Consider the following 16,480-nt stretch of genomic DNA (forward strand, 5'->3'; position numbering starts at 1 on the left):
ATGTCAGATCCCAGCTACCACTCGATCGACAACGATACCGCCATCGGCGGGCAGGTCAGACGGTCTGGCATCGGCATGATGCGGCCGATCGCGGTCGTTGCGGCGATCGCGGGCGTAGGCGTGGTCCTGTATTTCCTCCTGGCGGGCGGAGAGAGGGAGCCGGCGGTCGACACGTCGCCGCGCGAAGAGTTTCGCCCCGCGCAGGTGCCGCGCAGTGAAGGCTTCAGGACGCCAGCGCCTCCACCGCTTCCAACGGTTGAAGTCCCAGAGGCTCCCCCGCCGCCACCTCCGCCACCGCCCGCACCTGTTGTTCCCGCCGCTGCTCCCGTAGCACCCCCGGCGGAAGTCGATTGCACGCGAGGCAAGAACCCTGACAACCCGCGCTGCATCGAACTCGCGCGGGAGGCAAAGCTTTTGGAGCGCGTACGTTCGTCGGCCATGGTCTTCGACCAATCAAACAGGACGACCGGTGCGGCCCAAGCGTCCGCCGATAGCGCGAGTGCCGGACCGTTCGGATCAGGGGTTGGATCGGGGGCGCAGCCGAGCGCGGCGACGGATGGCAATGCGGCCGATAGTGACCGCGCGTTCTTGAAGGCGATGGGTGGGCAAGGCGCCGAAGTCTCTGTCGCCTCCCAGAACCGTCGCACCGACGCCTGGATCCCCCAGGGCACGATGATCCGGGGAACGCTGGAGACAGCGATCAATTCCGATCTCGCCGGCATGGTCAAAGGGATTGTCCGCGAAGACGTCTATTCCTTTGACGGCCGTCGAATTCTTATTCCGGCCGATTCCTCGCTGATCGGCGACTACAAGTCCGGGGTCGAACGGGGGCAGGAGCGTATCCTGATCGTCTGGACCCGCATGATCCGCGGTGACGGTGTCTCGGTGCAGCTTGGCTCCTACGGCACAGACCGGCTTGGCCGCTCGGGCATGACGGGTGTCGTCGACCGGAAATATTGGGAACGGTTCGGACCGCCGGCTCTGATGACGCTGATCGGCGGCGCCACGCAATATATCGCCCAGCTTGGCCAGAAGCCCGACCGGAATATCACCATCATCAACGACAGTGGCAGCGTCACCAGCATCCCGCAGGACAACGGCGACACGTCACAGGATCGAGCCCGGCAAATCGCCGCAGAGACCATCGCTTCCGGCATTCAACAGCTTGGCACGGAAGCCTTCCAGGACAGCCGCAACATCCGGCCGACCATCCACATCCCGCAGGGCTCCGACATCAACGTCTTTGTCACACGCGACCTCGACTTCGCAGACCTTTATCCTGATCCGGTTCGTGAGCGGTTCGAGAGCTTGCGCAAGCAGAGATACGGCAAATGAACGCACGCCCTGCAATCTCCGCCGAACGGCATTTTCTGGCAGAGGCGCTGGAACCCATCCGGGCCTTTCTCGACGATCCTGCCGTTGTCGAGATTTCCTGCCAGCGCAGCAACGAGATCTGGCTCGAGAAGATCGGCCAGCTCAGCATGGTTAGCCAACAGGTCGACGGCCTGGACCAGGACGCAATCCGCCACATGGCGTCTCGCGCGGCGTCTTTTACCAAGCAGACCGTCAACGCTGAGAACCCGCTATTGTCGGCGACACTGACAGGCGGCGAGCGCGTGCAGTTCGTCCTTAGTCCGACGTCGGCGACGGGGCATGCATTCTCGATCCGCAAGCAGTTCATTCGTCGCTTCGACCTAGACGACTACGAGAAGGCCGGCGCGTTTCGCTTCACGAAGGTTACTGGCGATGACTATATCGATGACGTGGATATCGAGCTTTCAACGCTGCTCCGCGCCGGCAAGATTCGCGCTTTCCTGGAACTCGCAGCCGTCAATCACCGCAGTATGCTGATTTCCGGTGGGACGTCCACCGGCAAGACGACGTTTCTCAACACCATGCTGACTTCCATTCCAAACCAGGAACGCTTCATCCTGATGCAGGATACGGAGGAACTCGAACCGCGACAGGAAAATGTCGTGTCGCTGCTGGTCTCGAAGGGAGGCCAAGGAGAGGCGAGGGTCACCATGACTGATCTGCTGGCCACGGCGCTACGGCTCAGGCCGGACAGGATCTTCATGGGCGAGCTGCGCGGCGACGAGGCGTTTGATTTCCTGAACGCGATCAACACCGGCCATCCGGGATCGATGTCGACCATCCATGCGAACTCGCCGCACCATGCATTCAACCGCCTGTCGACGCTGGTGCTCAACAGCAATGTCCGCATGGAGCGCGACGATATCATTCGATATATCCGTTCGATCATCCCGATCGTGGTGCAGTTGAAGAAGAGCGATGCGGCCGGCGGCCGCGGCGTCAGCGAGATCTACTTTGCCGATGAGGTGGACAAAGATGGCAAGCGTATTCACGTCAGCGGAGACTGACCGCCCAAAATGGACCGTCCTGCAGCGTGCCTCGCTGATTACCTTGCCGGTCGCGCTGCTTTGCGCGGTCATGCTTTGGCTTATATTTTTCACGCTGATCTACGACGCCTATACCTCCTCCTTTGGGTCGGCCTCCTACTTCGACTATGTCGGGCAGGTGCGCTTCGTCGATGCTCTCCGCTATACCTGGTCGATCATTCACACTCGCAACACGGTCGGATTGTCGCTGCTGGCTTTCGCGCTTGCCGCGCCATTCCTGTTTCTCCTGCTGTGCCTCTGGATGCTGAAGGGAGGCAGGGCTCTCTCGCGCAAGATCCTCTACCTTTTGCATGTGCGCTCGATGTTCAGCCTGATCGCGCATACGGCTCTGGTCTTCGCGGCTGCCTATGCCGGCGTGATCGTCTATGGTGTGACCTTCTATCTCGTGGCCACCAAAGCCGGCGAACACGCCGAGATCGCCGGCTACTACGGCAATCATCTGGCCGCGATGTATCAGGCACCTTTCGGCGCGACCGACACGGCCGGGATCTATCAGAAGCCTTCCCGGCAGACGGTGCTAGCCGCGCTTGCCGGTCTTGCCGCCGCCGGCGCTCTGGTAGGATTTCCGATCGGCGCGGCCATCCAGCGTCGCCAGCGGATGATCATGGGCAGGGCGCGTCTGGCGACCTTGAAGGATGCGGCCGATTTTCGTCTACGCGACAAGCGCGGCATCGTCCTCGGTCTGAAACAAGGGCTTCTGCTGCGCAACGACGGCGACCAGCACGTCATGGTCATCGGCTCGCCGGGGCAAGGAAAATCGCGAGGCTTCGTCATCCCGACGATGATGAGTTTTGAAGGGTCGCAGATGGTCCTCGATATGAGCGGTGAGCTGTTCGAGGAAACGTCGGGATACCTGAAGGACAAAGGCTACGAGGTATTTCTTCTGGCGCCAGGCTCGAAATTCACCGACGGCTATAACCCGCTCGATCTGATCAGCACCGAGCCGAACCAGCGGATCACCGACCTGCAGAAGCTGACGCAGATGCTGCTGCCGGAACGCCTGCGGTCCGACTCGTCCGACTTCTGGGAGGAGAGCGCCCGGATCCTACTGACGGCGATGCTGGGGTTTGTGCTCGAATGCCCGGACTCGCGCAAGTCGCTCAGCGAACTTTACCGCATCCTCAATTCCATGTCCGACGAGCGCAAGGCGATCGTGCAATTGCTTGAAAACTACGAGGCGGTCCTTTCCGACCAGACCCGTATGCAACTGACCAAATTCGCCGGCCGCCACGAAAAGCTCGGGGAGGGGATTGCCGCCGAGATCGTCGCCAAACTCAACTTCTTGCAGAACCCGCTGGTCGAAGCGCTTACCTCGATCACGTCAATCCCGATCGACACAATCAGGACGCGAAAGATGGTGGTGTATATCCAGGCGGACTGGAACGCCATGCAGATCTACGAGCGGCTGATCTCGATGTTCATCCAGCAGATGGCCGACAAACTTGTCCAGATGGGCCCGTTGCGCAACGGCGAGCACGAGGTCCTGATGATGCTCGACGAGTTCGGCAACGGCGGCCGTATCGATACGGTTCTGACGCTCGCGCCGCTGATCCGCAAGAACGGCGTGCGTTTCGTGTTCATTCTCCAGGATGGTGCCCAGCTCGAACGCCTCTACCAACGCTCGGGCCAGAAGATCCTCATGGGGGCATCGACGATCAAGCTGTTCATGAACTTCCAGAACCAGGAGGACGCGACAGCGGTCTCCATGGCAGCCGGCAAGACGACGGAATGGGTCGAGCAATCTTCCTATTCCCACCGCCACGGACGCCGCCAAAGATCGATTTCGAAAGTGCCGGTCTCGGTCGACCTGCTTCCCGTCAACACGCTGATGATGATGAAGCCTGAGGAGGCAATCCTGCAGGTCACCGGCATGCCGCTGATGCGGATCATGAAACTCGATTCTGGCGGCGAGCGGATGTTCGCTAAAGTGCGCAAATTCGGCCCAGTGTCGCGGCCATGCATGGAGCCGGTCGAATCGACGATCGGCCATCGCGACCACGCAGCCGTCACACGGTCGTGGCAAGCCAACGACGAGCGCTTCATCGTCAAAGACGGTGTTCGCCATGTCTATATCTCCTCCCTCGATGAGCTTCGCGATCGGCTCGATCTGGATGAGGCGCGTGAGGTTGGGGTTGCCGACGATGATTCATCCGCAGCGGAGCAGAAGCAGCGACGGAAAGAACCTGCATCGGAGCCCTTGGGAAGGCGTCGACAGGACCGCGCGCCGAACCGGCATGGTCCCGACCGTGGCCCCGGCGTTGGTCTGAAAATCGACGAGCGGAGACTTGCGGATAATGTCTATTCGGGATCTCCGGCTCGCAACGGTCGTCGACGCCAAGGTGTCAACCAGTCTACGGATCATGCAGCCGCCCGCCCTGCGGAGGCAGGCATTCTCAAGCGGCAGGAGGTCGGGGAAGCGTTCGGAAGCGACTTGCGGACCTTGAACGATGCGATCTTCGAGCAGACCGACGAGCTCTCACTCGAACCAACCGACCTCAATTCGGACGTCGATCTCCTCATCGGGACCTTATCGAACCGCCTGACGCAGACGAGTTCACTGGATTACCTGCATCAGTTCGCGAGGGTGGCGCGCGATCCGTTGGGGGAGGAGGTCGAGCGACTCGATGAGCCGGGCGAATAGGCGCGTCTCCATCGCCAGCGATTCAAACCGGCGAGGCAAGCAAGAAGCGCCGCGTCACCTTTTTGAGGAGAGCAATATCATGGGCGAGATTAAACACTTTTTCGAAAGCAGATTTTCCAGATCCTCGGAGTATCCAGCAGATCGTCTCCGCGGCAAAGGCTGACGCAGGTTTCTGGTTGATGGTGAACGAGCGCGAGATGGAGAGGCGGACGCTTGCCGTTAACGCGCTCACCACTGTGAGAAGCGAGGTGGGCAGTCCCGCTGCGGAAAGACTGACGCCGTCGATCGCACTTCTCGCCGAGGAACTGGTCTCGCGCATGTTTGGAACGTGTTCAACCGGGACCCTAGCGAACATTCAAGAGGCCTTGCTCCAAGCAGCGGGTGCCGAACTGCGGGATGCTCAATTACAGAACGCGGGAGATAGCTCCAGTTCCGACGTCGACGACGGATAGCTACGACGCACGTCCACCGGCAGATAGGCTGGAAAGATTTCCGGCGTGTCGCACCTGATCGATGACCCACGACTGCAGACGCCGGGCAGTCTCAGCCGCGTTCGCCGCAGCCAGGTCGTTCGGAAAAATTCCAAAAAGGGGTCCGAGATACTTAGCTCGCGGCAACATCACCTCCTTCGCCTGACGATACTCGTCACTCTCCATTCCAAAGGCTTCGATGATAAGGTTTAAGGAATGGGTTGCTCCATAGCTGACGTTCAAGATGAAGTCTGGCCGGCATGGACCAATGGGTGTGTCAGAGGCGAAGAGTGGTTTGGTGATCTCGATACGAAGTTCTGGTGCGGCCTCAAATAGTGACTGTTGCAGCCAGAACAGGAGATGGGTTACGTCCCGCTCAAATCCCGATTCCACCGGAAACAGGGTGTCGCCATTGTAGACGGGCTGTGCATAGGCTTGGACCGCTCGGGCCGGCCCATCGTCATGGTCTCCAAAATCGACATTCAACAGTGTCAGGAATGGTCCGCGGCTGGTAGGATCGCCACGAAGGGGCTGGCGGACTTTTGCCAGGATATCGAGCTTGCGCGCCGAGGATGCCGGCATGATTGTCTGTGTCGAAACGCTTGTCGCAAACAGCGCCATGAAGCCGGTTCGACGTACAGTCTCGGGCCAGTCTGGGCGCGAGGTTGCGATCAACCGCTGCCAACGGCTGTCTGGATCACGGTAGTCGGCCGCCCATGTCGACATCAACGCGTTAAGCGTCCAGGTGCGCAGCACCCGAAACTCACGCGCTGCGGAGCGTAGCCTCGCAAGCTGATCTCCGAGGCTGAAATCCCGCTCATCCTGCAGGGGCGGAATGACATTGGTGCCGGCTTTATCTAGCACCCTCCAGAGGATTGATCCAAGCCGGGAGGGCCGATCGTTTCGCTCGACCGATCGGATCCGGTCTGAGGCGGAGACGTCAGCAAGTCGGCCGGGAATGGCTGGGAGCGCATCGATGTAGCTTCGTTCCGACTTGGGCAACGGGCGAAGTTGATAGCCGCGATCGAAGCGAGAGGGCGCGGCATCCTTGTCGACATGAAACGGGCAGGCATGTGCATGGTTTGGGCGCTCTTCATGCCGGTCGGGATCTTCGTCTTTCGGCAGCAGGCGCCGTAGGGTGTATGTGTGTTCCTGTTGAATCGGGGCAAGAAGGGGCTGGTATCGGCCGGGCAGGCAGTCGCATTCGATCCAACCGTCCATCAACCGAGAGCGCTTGATGACGGATAGGGCGATGGCCTCGTCTTCACTGGAAGCAGCGTTGCCATACCAGGCGCGCAACGCAACTGCCTCGCGTTCTTCCAGTGTGGCGAGACCGTGGGCAGGGCTATTGCGAACAACGATCCGCATGCCGACGTCTTAGTACCCTGATATCCAGAGTTGGTAGCCTGTATATCCGCAAGCCGCTGCAGCGCTAAAAGCTGCCAATCTCTCTGCCCACGCATGGACGCGGCTGTGTTTTACGAGCCGCGCGTCCTCGAGAACGGCCGACAAAAAAACGTACACTGGGATCACCATAACGTAACCAACTGTCAGGCTGTCGCCGATCGACAGGCGGGCCGTGATGAAAATCAGTCCGAGGATCAAAAGCGCGACGGCGAGACGCGTCAGGTCAAATCGATAGCTGGACGTCGTGAACGATACCATCCAAATCCTCCGATCAAGCATAACGAATAGACTTTAACTGCAGTATAATTATTCGGCAATGGAATTTTTGTTCACAAGTGCAAGCCATGTCGTCCGACATCATCGCGACGACGATCAAAGGGCGCAGTTCGAAGCCCCCTGCAATCCAGGACCGCTTGCTGCATTGTTGACTGACGGTGTAGAGAGGTAACGAGCTTGTGAACGTCCCAATGACAACGATGGGCAACAAAGAGTTATAGGCATGCTTATGTTGATCATCTGTCGCCGTCGGATCCGCAATGATTGATTTATTTTCGAACATGTTGACAAACAGGCGCCGCAGCGACGACTCTTTTCCAAGAGATGACGCGTCCTCTCCCGGCATGTCGCTTTCAACCGAACGCGGGATATTCGTGCAATGCCACGTGTGAAGGTCGATGCCGACATAGAACTGGACAAGTCGATCCTCACATCGCTGTCGTTTCAGGAAAGACTGGCCGTCGGTATTGCCCGTCTGAAGGCTAGGCGTCGCGTTACCAACAAGGATTTGGCCGAGCAGCTCGGCGTATCGGAAGCCTACATGTCGCAAGTCACACGCTGCATGCGTGACGTGAAACTTTCGACCCTCGACAAGATGCAGCGCGAGTGGAAAGTCGTTATCGAAGATCTGCTCAAGGTCACCGAAGACGATCTTACTCGCGTCGCAGCGTTGAGATCGCGGCGGGGAAAGAAAAAGAGGACAGCGGAGCCCGCTGCCTGACTCGGCTCTCCGGATCGATCGAAAACACGCGGCTAATGATTGAGGTTGAACCAGAACCGCTCCTTGACGCCCGTGTCGTTGGGTATGTCGAAGAAATAGGGGTCGGCGCGTCGCGGGCGCGGAGTGGCAATCCTTTGGACGCAGCCGGTGTCGTCGTTTCCAAAGCTGCGACGAATGGTTTGACCAGGCGACTTCGTCGCATCTGAACGCAGGTTCGGCGAGCGGCAGACATCGACTGTCTTGATGCACTGGTCCGGCTCACCTCGCCATCCATTGTCGCCCTGTAAGCTGTAGCCGACTGTCGTGCCGGCTGGGCATTCCTCGAAATCCTCGCGGCCTGGCTTGCCCGAATTGGCTTCGTGGCAGATAGGCCAATCAAATCCGGGTTTCTTCATGGCAGCAATCAGCCTCGTTATGGGCGGAACGCAATAGGGAACGCCATGCCATGAGGGATTCTGCGATGCCGCGCATAGGAGGACCTGACAACCCCATGACGCGTCGTCGGCCTTCGCATCAGGGCTCGATACGGTGAAGCTCCCAGCCGCCAACGCCGCGACCACGATTGAAAATCGTCTCATTACTTCGCCTCCATCTATTTCTTGAATTAGCGTCCAGGTGCCACCGATCCTTGAAGGAAAGGGCCGGCCGTCCTGACGAGGAAGGCCATTTCGGCAATGGCGACGACATTGTCCGACTTGCTCATCGGCAGTCTCAATATCCTTCAATTCCCAGGCGCTTCAGAATGATTGCGGGATCGGTTTGGCAGTCTTTTTTCCATTCCGGATGACGCGCGCAGGCGTAGGCGTACTGGCTAAGGTCTGCCGACGACAGGTCGGCAAGCCGGTTGCCAACAGCCTTCCATTGCTGCACGTCCGCCGGATCACATCCGGCGCCGGCGACACCGCAGTGATCGGGGTCTCGCTGTTCGATCTGGTTGGGCGAACCAGCATTTTGCGCGCTGGCTGCAACCGGAACAGAGGCAAGCAAGGCCATTGCTACGACAAGGGTTTCGAGAACACGTTTCATTCAGCCTCCAGGCAGATTCTTCAACTCAGCGCGTTGTTTGATTGACGGGGAGCGGCAACGGCAGTCCCGGTTCGGATTCCGGCAGCCTGCGGTCGGACGTGTCTGCCTTCGCCACCGAAGCATCGTATAGCCAGGGCGCAAGCAGGTCGGGTGACGACCAGACTCCGTACCCCAGACCCCTGGCTTTTCTTTCGATGTCGAAATAGGCAGGCACCTGAGGCTCGCCCGGGTAGTTGAACGCATAGCCGATGCCTTCGGCAATTGCTGTCGCTGCCAGATTGGTCTCTCCGACGAAGCAGTGGGCGACCAACACCTGCTTGGCGTCGCGTCCGATCGGCCCGCAGTTGACGTTTTGGCCAAGCGTCCGAAGGATCATCCATGCACGTGACACCTGACCGGCAGGCCATCCCACTCCAGCGCTCGTCGCGGTCTGCTCCAGTCGGGGCGCCTCGTAGCCGGCGAGACGGACGACCTGTCGGCTCTTGACGAATTCGAAAGTCGTTGCATCAACGACCTGAACCATGCCGTAGATCTGGCGCGGCACATCGGCTGGTCGACTTTGTGCAAGCGACGCCGCTGGTATCGCCATGAACAGCATCATCGAAACGGTCACAGCTTTCATCGTTGGGTCCTCGCCTGCTGCGTGAGGAACGCAACCGGATGCGGCATGTCAGGATACGCCCAAAGCCCGGCGCGTGCAGATCGCGCCGCCTCCTCAGCCGTCCTATATCCAGGGACGATCAAACGGCCCGCCCCGTCGACTGCGGCAAATCCCCATCCCTGAGCGATCATATAGGTTGCCAGATCGTAGCGGTGTTGGCCGGTGGTTGTCTGGCACGCCACGACCGCATTGTTCTGGTCGAGATCTTTGATGGTGGCGCAGACGGGTCGGGTGTCCCGGATCAATGCTTGCACCATGATGAGGTCGAGCTCGCCGCAGTCGCGCACGACGCCGGCAGACACCGTGATATTTGTCCCTCGGAGGCACGATTGCAGGCCGTAGAGGCGATACCGCCGGCCGCTGGAAATCCAGGTGTCACCGGTTTCGAATTGCGCCTCTGAAGGAAAGGGAAGGAATTTGGACTGATCGTCGTCGCGCGCGCCAGTGGCGGGCAACTCTTGTTCAGAGGCCTGAACTCGGACGACCGCACGGTGGCAGAGGAGGGGGCGTGTCAAAGCCCGGATGCCTTGGTAAGGTTGACCCGGAAGCGGTCGCGCCGGCGCTGGTACTTGCGGCCATCTCGGCGGATGCGTGACCGAGTTGCTTCTGCACTTAGCGCTCCTCGACCTCGGCCGAGGAGGCCAGGCCTGCGCGCAGCGAGTGGCCGGAGAACTTTTCCGCACGCTCGGTTTCGGTAAGGTCGGGTCGCACGCCGGCAGCCAGTGCCGCCTTCTTGACGAGGCGCGCCACTTCCTGATCCAGCAGCCGTTCGGGGCCAACATCCTTGCCTTGACCGGTCACCCGCCGGAACAGGGGGCCGTGCGCGATCCTCGCAAGGTTGAGCCAGGTCTGCAGCGTCACGATCGGGCAGGTGGCGTCCGACGAGCCGCGGCCGATTTCCACTTCGCCAGCCGCGCTTTCCCCGCACCGTGACGACCATGCCCTTGTCAAGAATCTCGACCCAGCCGCGGCTTTCCTTCGTTTGGTCGCGGCCGACGTCGAGCCCGACGATCTCGGAACGCCGCAGCCCGCCGGCAAAACCGATCAGCAGCATCGCCCGGTCGCGCAGTCCCCAGAAGGTGCCGCAGGGCAACGTCTCCAGCATGGCGATCAGGTGTTCGGGCAGCGCCGCTTCCTTCTGGCGGGGTTGCGTGGCGTGGGTGTTGCGGATCGCGGCGAGCACAGTAGCGACATGGCGGTCCTTTCGGTCGAGCGTTGTGCCACGCCGGGCATAATTCCAGGTCAGCGCCGAAAGTCGCCGCTCGATCGTTTGACCGAATTCGACTTGCGACCGGCGATTGTCGCGCGAGGCGGTGATCCCGTCACTCCCGGCGGCACAAGCGGTGATGTAGAGGCCGACCGTCTGTGGGTCGGGCGGAAGCACCCAACCCTTGCCGGCGGCACCACACGGAACGAGATGGCGGCCGACCACTGCGGCGCGGAAATGTCACCGGCGGCCGCCGTGCTGAGGGGCGGAGAAGAGCCCGCCTCGACGTGAATTTCGCTGTTTTGCTCGGTGATTTGCGTCATTTCTCTAATGAACGACAATGGAAGTTTATCGTTCATATCACCGTGCCGGCAAGGTGTGCGGTTTGATCCTTTATTGGTGGCAAAAACCGCGCTCATGTTTATGCTCTTCCGCACGGATTCGCTCATTGCCGCCGCTCCAACGACGTCGCCATGGCCTCACCGTCTACCAGGTTGGGGATTGGCACGCGGCCGCGACGTCAGCGAATCCGATGCTGCCTTTGCCGCAGCTATCGCTTTGAAATCGCTCGATGATCTAATCCGTGCAGACCCGCCATGGCTGGGCTGTTGGCGCGATCGCCTCGCCCTCAAATCGGCCGCCGTCGCCGCCAGGATGCACGGCCGCAACGGGGAGGAAAACAACCATCGCCTTGAACTCGAACAGTGCCGCCGCCCCCTCCCCTTGTTGGCGCTGCCGAAGTTCGGATGGTCTCGGCGAACCGCGATCGTGTTTGGTGCGGCCAGCCGCCCGCGACCGACACCAATTCGTACGGTCGATCCCACAGCTCCTCGATGAGATCGTCGATCAACAGGTCAATGCTACAGTCTTTGCCGACCACCCGCGCCAGGGTCTCTCGCCTGATCGGCTCGGCCGAGGCAAAAATCACACCGCCTCGACCCGCAGCATCTATTCCCGCCAGCGCAGCTCCGGCGGCAGGTCCTCGAGCTCGCGATCGTACAGGACTTCTTGCTGTCGCCCTTTCGCCTGTCGCCGACTGGTCTTGGCTGTGCTCGATCCCGCCATCGTCACAGCCCAAAAATCCGGAAGGAGGACCGGCCGGACAGTGCGCGCACCGCCTCAAAACTTTCGAGCCGCTCGAACAGGCGGTTTGCCGCCCAGCGTGACAGAGCGCTGCCCGGAGCGGACGCCGGTACCGCGTCTTCGGTCAGCAATCGGCGAATGACCGGATCGGCGCCCTTGGTCCGGACCTTCGGCGCTACCGCCAATAGCCGCGCCTTGCCGCCGGCCCCTGGATCATCTCCCGCGGCGGTCAGCAAGACCGCGTCGCGAATGTTAAAACACGGCAGGAGTGAGGGCCACCGAGCTACCTGGGCGCGATCATGCAACGGTATATCAGCAACTCCGATTGCAAACCTCTCGTCATTTGAGCGATAAGACCGTCTGGTCTGTTTCGACTTGAACCACGGCTTAGCGGGGGGCGGCTATGAACGCTGGGGAACGCACGGCAGGGCTTGCGAAGCCAGCATGGATGCGGCGCGCGTGGAGTTTCGCCGCCTTCTGGAAGATCCGAAGTTCCAGGCGACGGAGCGCAGCCGCACGATCCCGTCGTATCTGGTGCAAAGACGGTTTGAAGGGCACCACGATCCCGTCAAGGCCTACGACATTGCGATTGACGTGCTGGCGAGACCCCATAGCTTCGATCCCGCCGACCCCATTGTTCGCATCGAAGTCGGTCGGGTGCGGACTTTCCTGAAGCAATACTATGTCCGGCGATCATCGGATCATGCTGAGCGTGCCGAAAGGGCGCTATCGGCTGGCGTTCGGGGAGGAGGACATTGGTCCGACCGAAGAGCTGGAAGACGAGGCGACGGGCTGAGAGCAGGAGTTGCAGTCTTCAGAGCAAGGGGCAAGGAAAATCATTCTCCCGTATCCGCGCTTCGCGGCTGTCGCAATCCTCTGTTTGACATCCGTTACGGGGCGGGCGGCGCGGTTGAGTACGCGGCCGGTCGTGATCGAAAAGCCTCTGCTTGCGGTGACCATGTCGGCGTCCGAGAAGCGGCTCGAGGGCGAGGCGAGCGTTACCAGGGACTTTCTGCTTTCGGCGCTGACGGGGTTCGATACGCTGACGGTTGCCACGTCGACCGGGCAGCCCATGACCACCGACGGCCGGAGAAATCTCTATTCGGCGGAACTCAAATATTATGCCGATCAGCGGTGCGGACGATCTGGTGGCAAGTCACCGACGACGCCGACGGACATGTCGTCAAGAACGGCGTGGAATCGACGCCGACGATCGATCGGCGGTATCCGCGAGGGAGGTGCTTGTCCAGTCGCTTTCACTGAAGCTTGCCGGAGAGCTCGGTGGGATCGGGCAATTCGAGATCGAACGAGCGCCGGGCCGAGCCGCAGGCAACGTCTGCGTCCTGAAGGCCGGCATCCCCTCGATCTCCCAGGGCGAGACGAGCATCCGTGCCGCGCAGCGCTGCCTGCGGCGCACCGTCGACTGGGATCGACCTGGTGCGGAAGTGCTGGCGACGCTCGCACGGACGCAGCTCGCCCTCGATCCATCGGATACGGATGGGCCGCTCGGCCTCGCTAACCAGGCGGTCGCGATGGCCCCCCTCTCTGCACGGGCGAACACCGCCCTCATGGTGGCGCAGTTTCTGAGCGGGCGCCCCGAGGCTGCGATCGAAGCTGGCAGGCGCGCTCAGGCGCTCAATCCCGGCAGTCCGAAGGTAGCGGCCAAGCTTGCCACCGTCATGTTCGCCGCCGGCCTGGTCGAGGAAGGTGTCGCTCTGGCGGGAGAAGCTCGGGCGCCGTCGAACCGCCGCCGCGGGAAGCAACGATGGTTCTTGCGCTCAACGCATATCGCAAGAATGGTCGACGGCCTCCCTCCTTGCAGAACAGGTGAATTCGGAGACCTTCTCGTCAGGGCGTTGCGGGCCGCGTCCCTCGCTCAGCTTGGATCTCCGCAGGCCCCCGCGGGCCTCGCCGATCTCAGGCGCTTCCACCCCGGATTCGAGCAGACGTTCAGCCGGAAGATCCGGGAGAGACGCTTCAAGACCGACGTCGCCGACGCCCTTGAAGCGGGCTTGCGGAAAGCGGGCGCCGGATCACTCCCGAGTTGGCGAACGCCAGTCCGTAGCTGGATCGCGTCGCGCTCAGCCGCAGTCTGCTCCTCCCTATCCATACTGTCGACAGTCCAAGCGAACTCATGCCCCCGCCCGCGTCACTCCTCAGCCCGTCAATGTTTTGATGCAGCGAAAGCCGACATGGCTGGTCGAGGTGCCTTCCGGCTCGGCATGTCGGGCGGCCGGGCGGTAACGCCGGCAATAGTTCGGCGCGCAAAGATGCGAACCGCCCTTCAGGACCCGGCGGCGGATGCGAATTTCCGGTTGCCGAGGATCGTAGCTCGCCTCCGGATCGCCGCCGCGCGGGTTGCTCGGGATGCAGCAGGAATGTCGTGCGAGCTCGGGGTGACTCGTCGACCAGTAGTCTGTCGTCCACTCCCATACGTCGCCGATCATGTCATAGAGGCCGTGGCCGTTTGCCGGGAACGACCCGACGGCGCTGGTGCGTTCGGCACCCTTAAGCTTCGACGATCTCACGGAAATCCCCTGCCAGATGCTTGCCATCGGCATGGCCTCGGGCTCCAACTCGTTACCCCAGGCATATTCTGCGTCGTCCAATCCACCACGAGCCGCCAGCAGGACCACACTGGCAGCATTAAGTCTCGTACACAACAAGACGCGCTCCGAACCATAAGAGAACGAGTACGACTTCGTACAGCGGGTTCTGAACGATAACGATGATAAAGCCGGCAGACATCATAAATAGCCCGGCCAACGTTAGCGGCACCCCAAGAAACAATGCGGGCCGTGTCGCCGCCAGGTAAAGGGCTTCTCCCAGACGGTTACTAATCAACCACCTCCAGTCAGCGTCTTGCCGAGGAAACTCGCTCCAAACATGATGACAACGCCGCCGACAACGCCGGCGATAAGACCCAGTGAAGCGCGACCGAACATCCAGGAGAGTCCGATCGCCACGATTCCAAGAACGGCGAGTGACTGGCCGAACGGACCAAGGATAAACGTGCAAATGTTGCTAACCATTGTGGCCGGGTCGGTGCCGCCACCTGCGGATTGGGCCGCAGCTGGCCCAAAGGAGAACATGCTCCAACCCATCGCGCCGCCCACGCTAGGAGCATAGCCAGATACCAGGCGCATCACCGCGTTCGACAGGGAGAGGCGATTCAGATGTACGCGGTATCTCTCAAAGCATCGCATCATTGCGAATCTCCTTTGTTTAGATCGAACAAGAGTTGGTCTCCGGATTTACGCTCGTCCTGGTCCGGCGACGGTGGCGGACCGGATGGATCGCGCCGCCCTTCGGAGAACGACGCGTATATGAACTCCAAACATCCCATTCTTCGGATGCCGACTTTTCCCGGTCATGCTTCGGCTGCTCGGTTGACGGGGGAACTAGCTGTTGAGCGGCCATTTCAACTTTTCGCACGTAGCGTTCGCAAAGCCGTGCGTGGAAGAATCTGTGTTGTAGGCGGAGATTGGCCGACGAAGCGCCAATTGCTCCTCGTCAGCCGTCTCGCCGCCAGCACACGGCGGCGCGTCGTTGAACGGGCGCGTGGAGGCCAACAAGACGATCGACAGCGGCCCCGTTGCCTTCAACATTCCTATCTCCGCGTGCTCATAGCTAACACAGCCCCTTCGGTCGGAAGAGATGCCGTCATCTGATGTTCACGATTATCGGGAGGCTCGGTTACACTAGAGTTTTCGATTTCTACATTTCAATCTCATTTGAAGCGAAAATTGAACAGCACCGGTGCGTAGCGCAATCTAGTTGAGACTCGTATTGCCTCACCCAAGAGTGTTCCCAGAAAATAATGCCGTTGCCTCACTCGGATGTTCTCGAATGCCTCACGGGTTGTTCCGATCGTATCCCCGCACCTGGTGCAGGTGACGGAGGTAGCGAAGCCGCTCGCGAGCGCGCCTCTCAATAGCGCTGTAGCGAGCGGGCGGCTTCGCGGGCGGTCATCATGTTTTCCGGTGGGGTCGGTTGTCGAAGGCCAACCTGGCGGTAAGAGCGCGGATGACGATCCTGTATTGTTCGGTAATGATCTCACTGCCCGACCTCTATACTTTCCGTCTGCCGCGCCGCATCGGCGAATGGCCCGAACACCAGCGCATTGGCCTGTGTACTGCGCCAGATTTTCATTCGGCGCTGCACGGTTCGAATGAGCGGGGTATTTGGGGTCGGAACAAGATTTGTTCCTGGCGACACGCTAAGCTCGAACGGATCGTGAACTTTCGTCACGAACCCGCATAACAGCAGCGCGCGGCAGCAATTGGATTGAGCTGGCCGTTGCCGGGCGAACTCACTGACGATGCGCTCGAGAACAAGCTCTTCGCTCGCAACGGCATCAAACAGGGCACGAGACGCCGTGTCGAACCCAATTGGGCCGATCTTGCCGTCGAACTCAAGAAGCCCGGCGTGACTCTGCTCATCCTGTGGGAGGAGTATCGTGGGTCGCATCCCGACGGTTACGGCTACAGCCGCTTTTGTGAGCTCTTTAGAAGCTTCGAGCAACGGCTTTCGCCGACGATGCGCCAGGAACACGCCGCCCACGCGGC

The 16,480-nt window shown here is 60.7% G+C and carries 15 protein-coding genes and 6 pseudogenes; 6 read left to right on the top strand and 15 right to left on the bottom strand.

The window, feature by feature from the left end:
- Genes virB10 through N2597_RS32895 form a run of 3 tightly spaced genes read left to right on the top strand, consistent with a single transcriptional unit; the run spans window position 1 to window position 5,061 of the window.
- A complete protein-coding gene (gene virB10, locus N2597_RS32885) occupies window positions 1-1,335 on the top strand; it encodes a type IV secretion system protein VirB10 (protein WP_077991599.1) in 1,335 nt (444 codons plus the stop codon).
- Window positions 1,332-2,381 (top strand): P-type DNA transfer ATPase VirB11, encoded by a 1,050-nt coding sequence (virB11, locus tag N2597_RS32890; protein WP_049730566.1) that lies wholly within the window; start codon window positions 1,332-1,334, stop codon window positions 2,379-2,381. The genes virB10 and virB11 overlap by 4 nt, the downstream gene beginning before the upstream one ends.
- Window positions 2,350-5,061, top strand: a complete 2,712-nt coding sequence (locus N2597_RS32895; protein ID WP_077991598.1) for a type IV secretory system conjugative DNA transfer family protein — start codon at window positions 2,350-2,352, stop codon at window positions 5,059-5,061. Before virB11 ends, N2597_RS32895 begins: the two co-directional genes overlap by 32 nt.
- 22 nt (window positions 5,062-5,083) lie before the next feature.
- On the opposite strand, the gene N2597_RS32900 is transcribed toward N2597_RS32895, so the two are convergent.
- From N2597_RS32900 to N2597_RS32910, 3 genes are all read right to left on the bottom strand, one after another.
- Window positions 5,084-5,380, bottom strand: coding sequence for a hypothetical protein (locus N2597_RS32900; RefSeq protein WP_165779400.1), 297 nt, complete (start codon window positions 5,378-5,380; stop codon window positions 5,084-5,086).
- A gap of 133 nt (window positions 5,381-5,513) precedes the next feature.
- Window positions 5,514-6,899, bottom strand: a complete 1,386-nt coding sequence (locus tag N2597_RS32905; protein ID WP_077991593.1) for a DUF8535 domain-containing protein — start codon at window positions 6,897-6,899, stop codon at window positions 5,514-5,516.
- Window positions 6,900-6,908: 9 nt separating this feature from the next.
- Entirely contained in the window at window positions 6,909-7,196 is a 288-nt protein-coding gene (locus N2597_RS32910) for a hypothetical protein (protein WP_077991590.1), read from the bottom strand.
- Window positions 7,197-7,593: 397 nt separating this feature from the next.
- Here N2597_RS32910 and N2597_RS32915 point away from each other — a divergent pair, with 397 nt between their 5' ends.
- Window positions 7,594-7,935: a helix-turn-helix domain-containing protein gene (locus N2597_RS32915; RefSeq protein ID WP_077991587.1), complete on the top strand. Its 342-nt coding sequence runs from the start codon at window positions 7,594-7,596 to the stop codon at window positions 7,933-7,935.
- A gap of 32 nt (window positions 7,936-7,967) precedes the next feature.
- Here the strand turns inward: N2597_RS32915 and N2597_RS32920 are convergent, their stop codons facing one another.
- The 5 genes and pseudogenes from N2597_RS32920 to N2597_RS32940 all read right to left on the bottom strand — a co-directional run.
- Window positions 7,968-8,513, bottom strand: a complete 546-nt coding sequence (locus N2597_RS32920) for a hypothetical protein (protein WP_077991586.1) — start codon at window positions 8,511-8,513, stop codon at window positions 7,968-7,970.
- Between the two features lie 133 nt (window positions 8,514-8,646).
- Window positions 8,647-8,961, bottom strand: a complete 315-nt coding sequence (locus N2597_RS32925) for a hypothetical protein (RefSeq protein ID WP_077991585.1) — start codon at window positions 8,959-8,961, stop codon at window positions 8,647-8,649.
- A gap of 25 nt (window positions 8,962-8,986) precedes the next feature.
- On the bottom strand, window positions 8,987-9,583 hold the full coding sequence (locus N2597_RS32930; RefSeq protein ID WP_077991578.1) for a thermonuclease family protein: 597 nt from the start codon (window positions 9,581-9,583) through the stop codon (window positions 8,987-8,989).
- Window positions 9,580-10,077: a thermonuclease family protein gene (locus tag N2597_RS32935; protein WP_341356298.1), complete on the bottom strand. Its 498-nt coding sequence runs from the start codon at window positions 10,075-10,077 to the stop codon at window positions 9,580-9,582. The genes N2597_RS32930 and N2597_RS32935 overlap by 4 nt, the downstream gene beginning before the upstream one ends.
- A 56-nt stretch (window positions 10,078-10,133) precedes the next feature.
- A pseudogene (locus N2597_RS32940) lies at window positions 10,134-11,034 on the bottom strand (site-specific integrase); the annotation flags it as partial.
- 218 nt (window positions 11,035-11,252) lie between these two features.
- Between N2597_RS32940 and N2597_RS32945 the strand changes: the two are divergent.
- Window positions 11,253-11,459 (top strand): annotated as a pseudogene (locus N2597_RS32945) (DUF1403 family protein); the annotation flags it as partial.
- A 48-nt stretch (window positions 11,460-11,507) separates the two neighbouring features.
- Here the strand turns inward: N2597_RS32945 and N2597_RS32950 are convergent.
- From N2597_RS32950 to N2597_RS32980, 7 genes and pseudogenes are all read right to left on the bottom strand, one after another.
- Window positions 11,508-11,894: pseudogene (locus N2597_RS32950) on the bottom strand (SMC-Scp complex subunit ScpB); the annotation flags it as partial.
- Window positions 11,895-11,896: 2 nt separating this feature from the next.
- Window positions 11,897-12,103, bottom strand: a pseudogene (locus tag N2597_RS32955) (DUF1403 family protein); the annotation flags it as partial.
- A gap of 1,065 nt (window positions 12,104-13,168) precedes the next feature.
- Window positions 13,169-13,675 carry a hypothetical protein gene (locus N2597_RS32960; RefSeq protein ID WP_011427416.1) on the bottom strand — a complete coding sequence of 169 codons (507 nt, stop codon included), beginning with the start codon at window positions 13,673-13,675 and terminating at the stop codon, window positions 13,169-13,171.
- A 393-nt stretch (window positions 13,676-14,068) separates the two neighbouring features.
- A pseudogene (locus tag N2597_RS32965) lies at window positions 14,069-14,539 on the bottom strand (SUMF1/EgtB/PvdO family nonheme iron enzyme); the annotation flags it as partial.
- A 19-nt stretch (window positions 14,540-14,558) separates the two neighbouring features.
- A complete protein-coding gene (locus N2597_RS33815) occupies window positions 14,559-14,690 on the bottom strand; it encodes a VirB3 family type IV secretion system protein (protein WP_406550286.1) in 132 nt (43 codons plus the stop codon).
- A 62-nt stretch (window positions 14,691-14,752) separates the two neighbouring features.
- Entirely contained in the window at window positions 14,753-15,118 is a 366-nt protein-coding gene (gene virB2, locus N2597_RS32975) for a pilin major subunit VirB2 (protein ID WP_077991700.1), read from the bottom strand.
- 195 nt (window positions 15,119-15,313) lie between these two features.
- Window positions 15,314-15,520, bottom strand: coding sequence for a hypothetical protein (locus N2597_RS32980; RefSeq protein WP_225882632.1), 207 nt, complete (start codon window positions 15,518-15,520; stop codon window positions 15,314-15,316).
- 661 nt (window positions 15,521-16,181) lie between these two features.
- Between N2597_RS32980 and N2597_RS32985 the strand changes: the two are divergent.
- Window positions 16,182-16,472 (top strand): annotated as a pseudogene (locus N2597_RS32985) (IS21 family transposase); the annotation flags it as partial.
- Between the last annotated feature and the right edge of the window lie 8 nt (window positions 16,473-16,480).

It is taken from the genome of Rhizobium sophoriradicis (assembly GCF_025200795.1).
GTDB classification, from domain to species: Bacteria; Pseudomonadota; Alphaproteobacteria; order Rhizobiales; family Rhizobiaceae; genus Rhizobium; species Rhizobium sophoriradicis.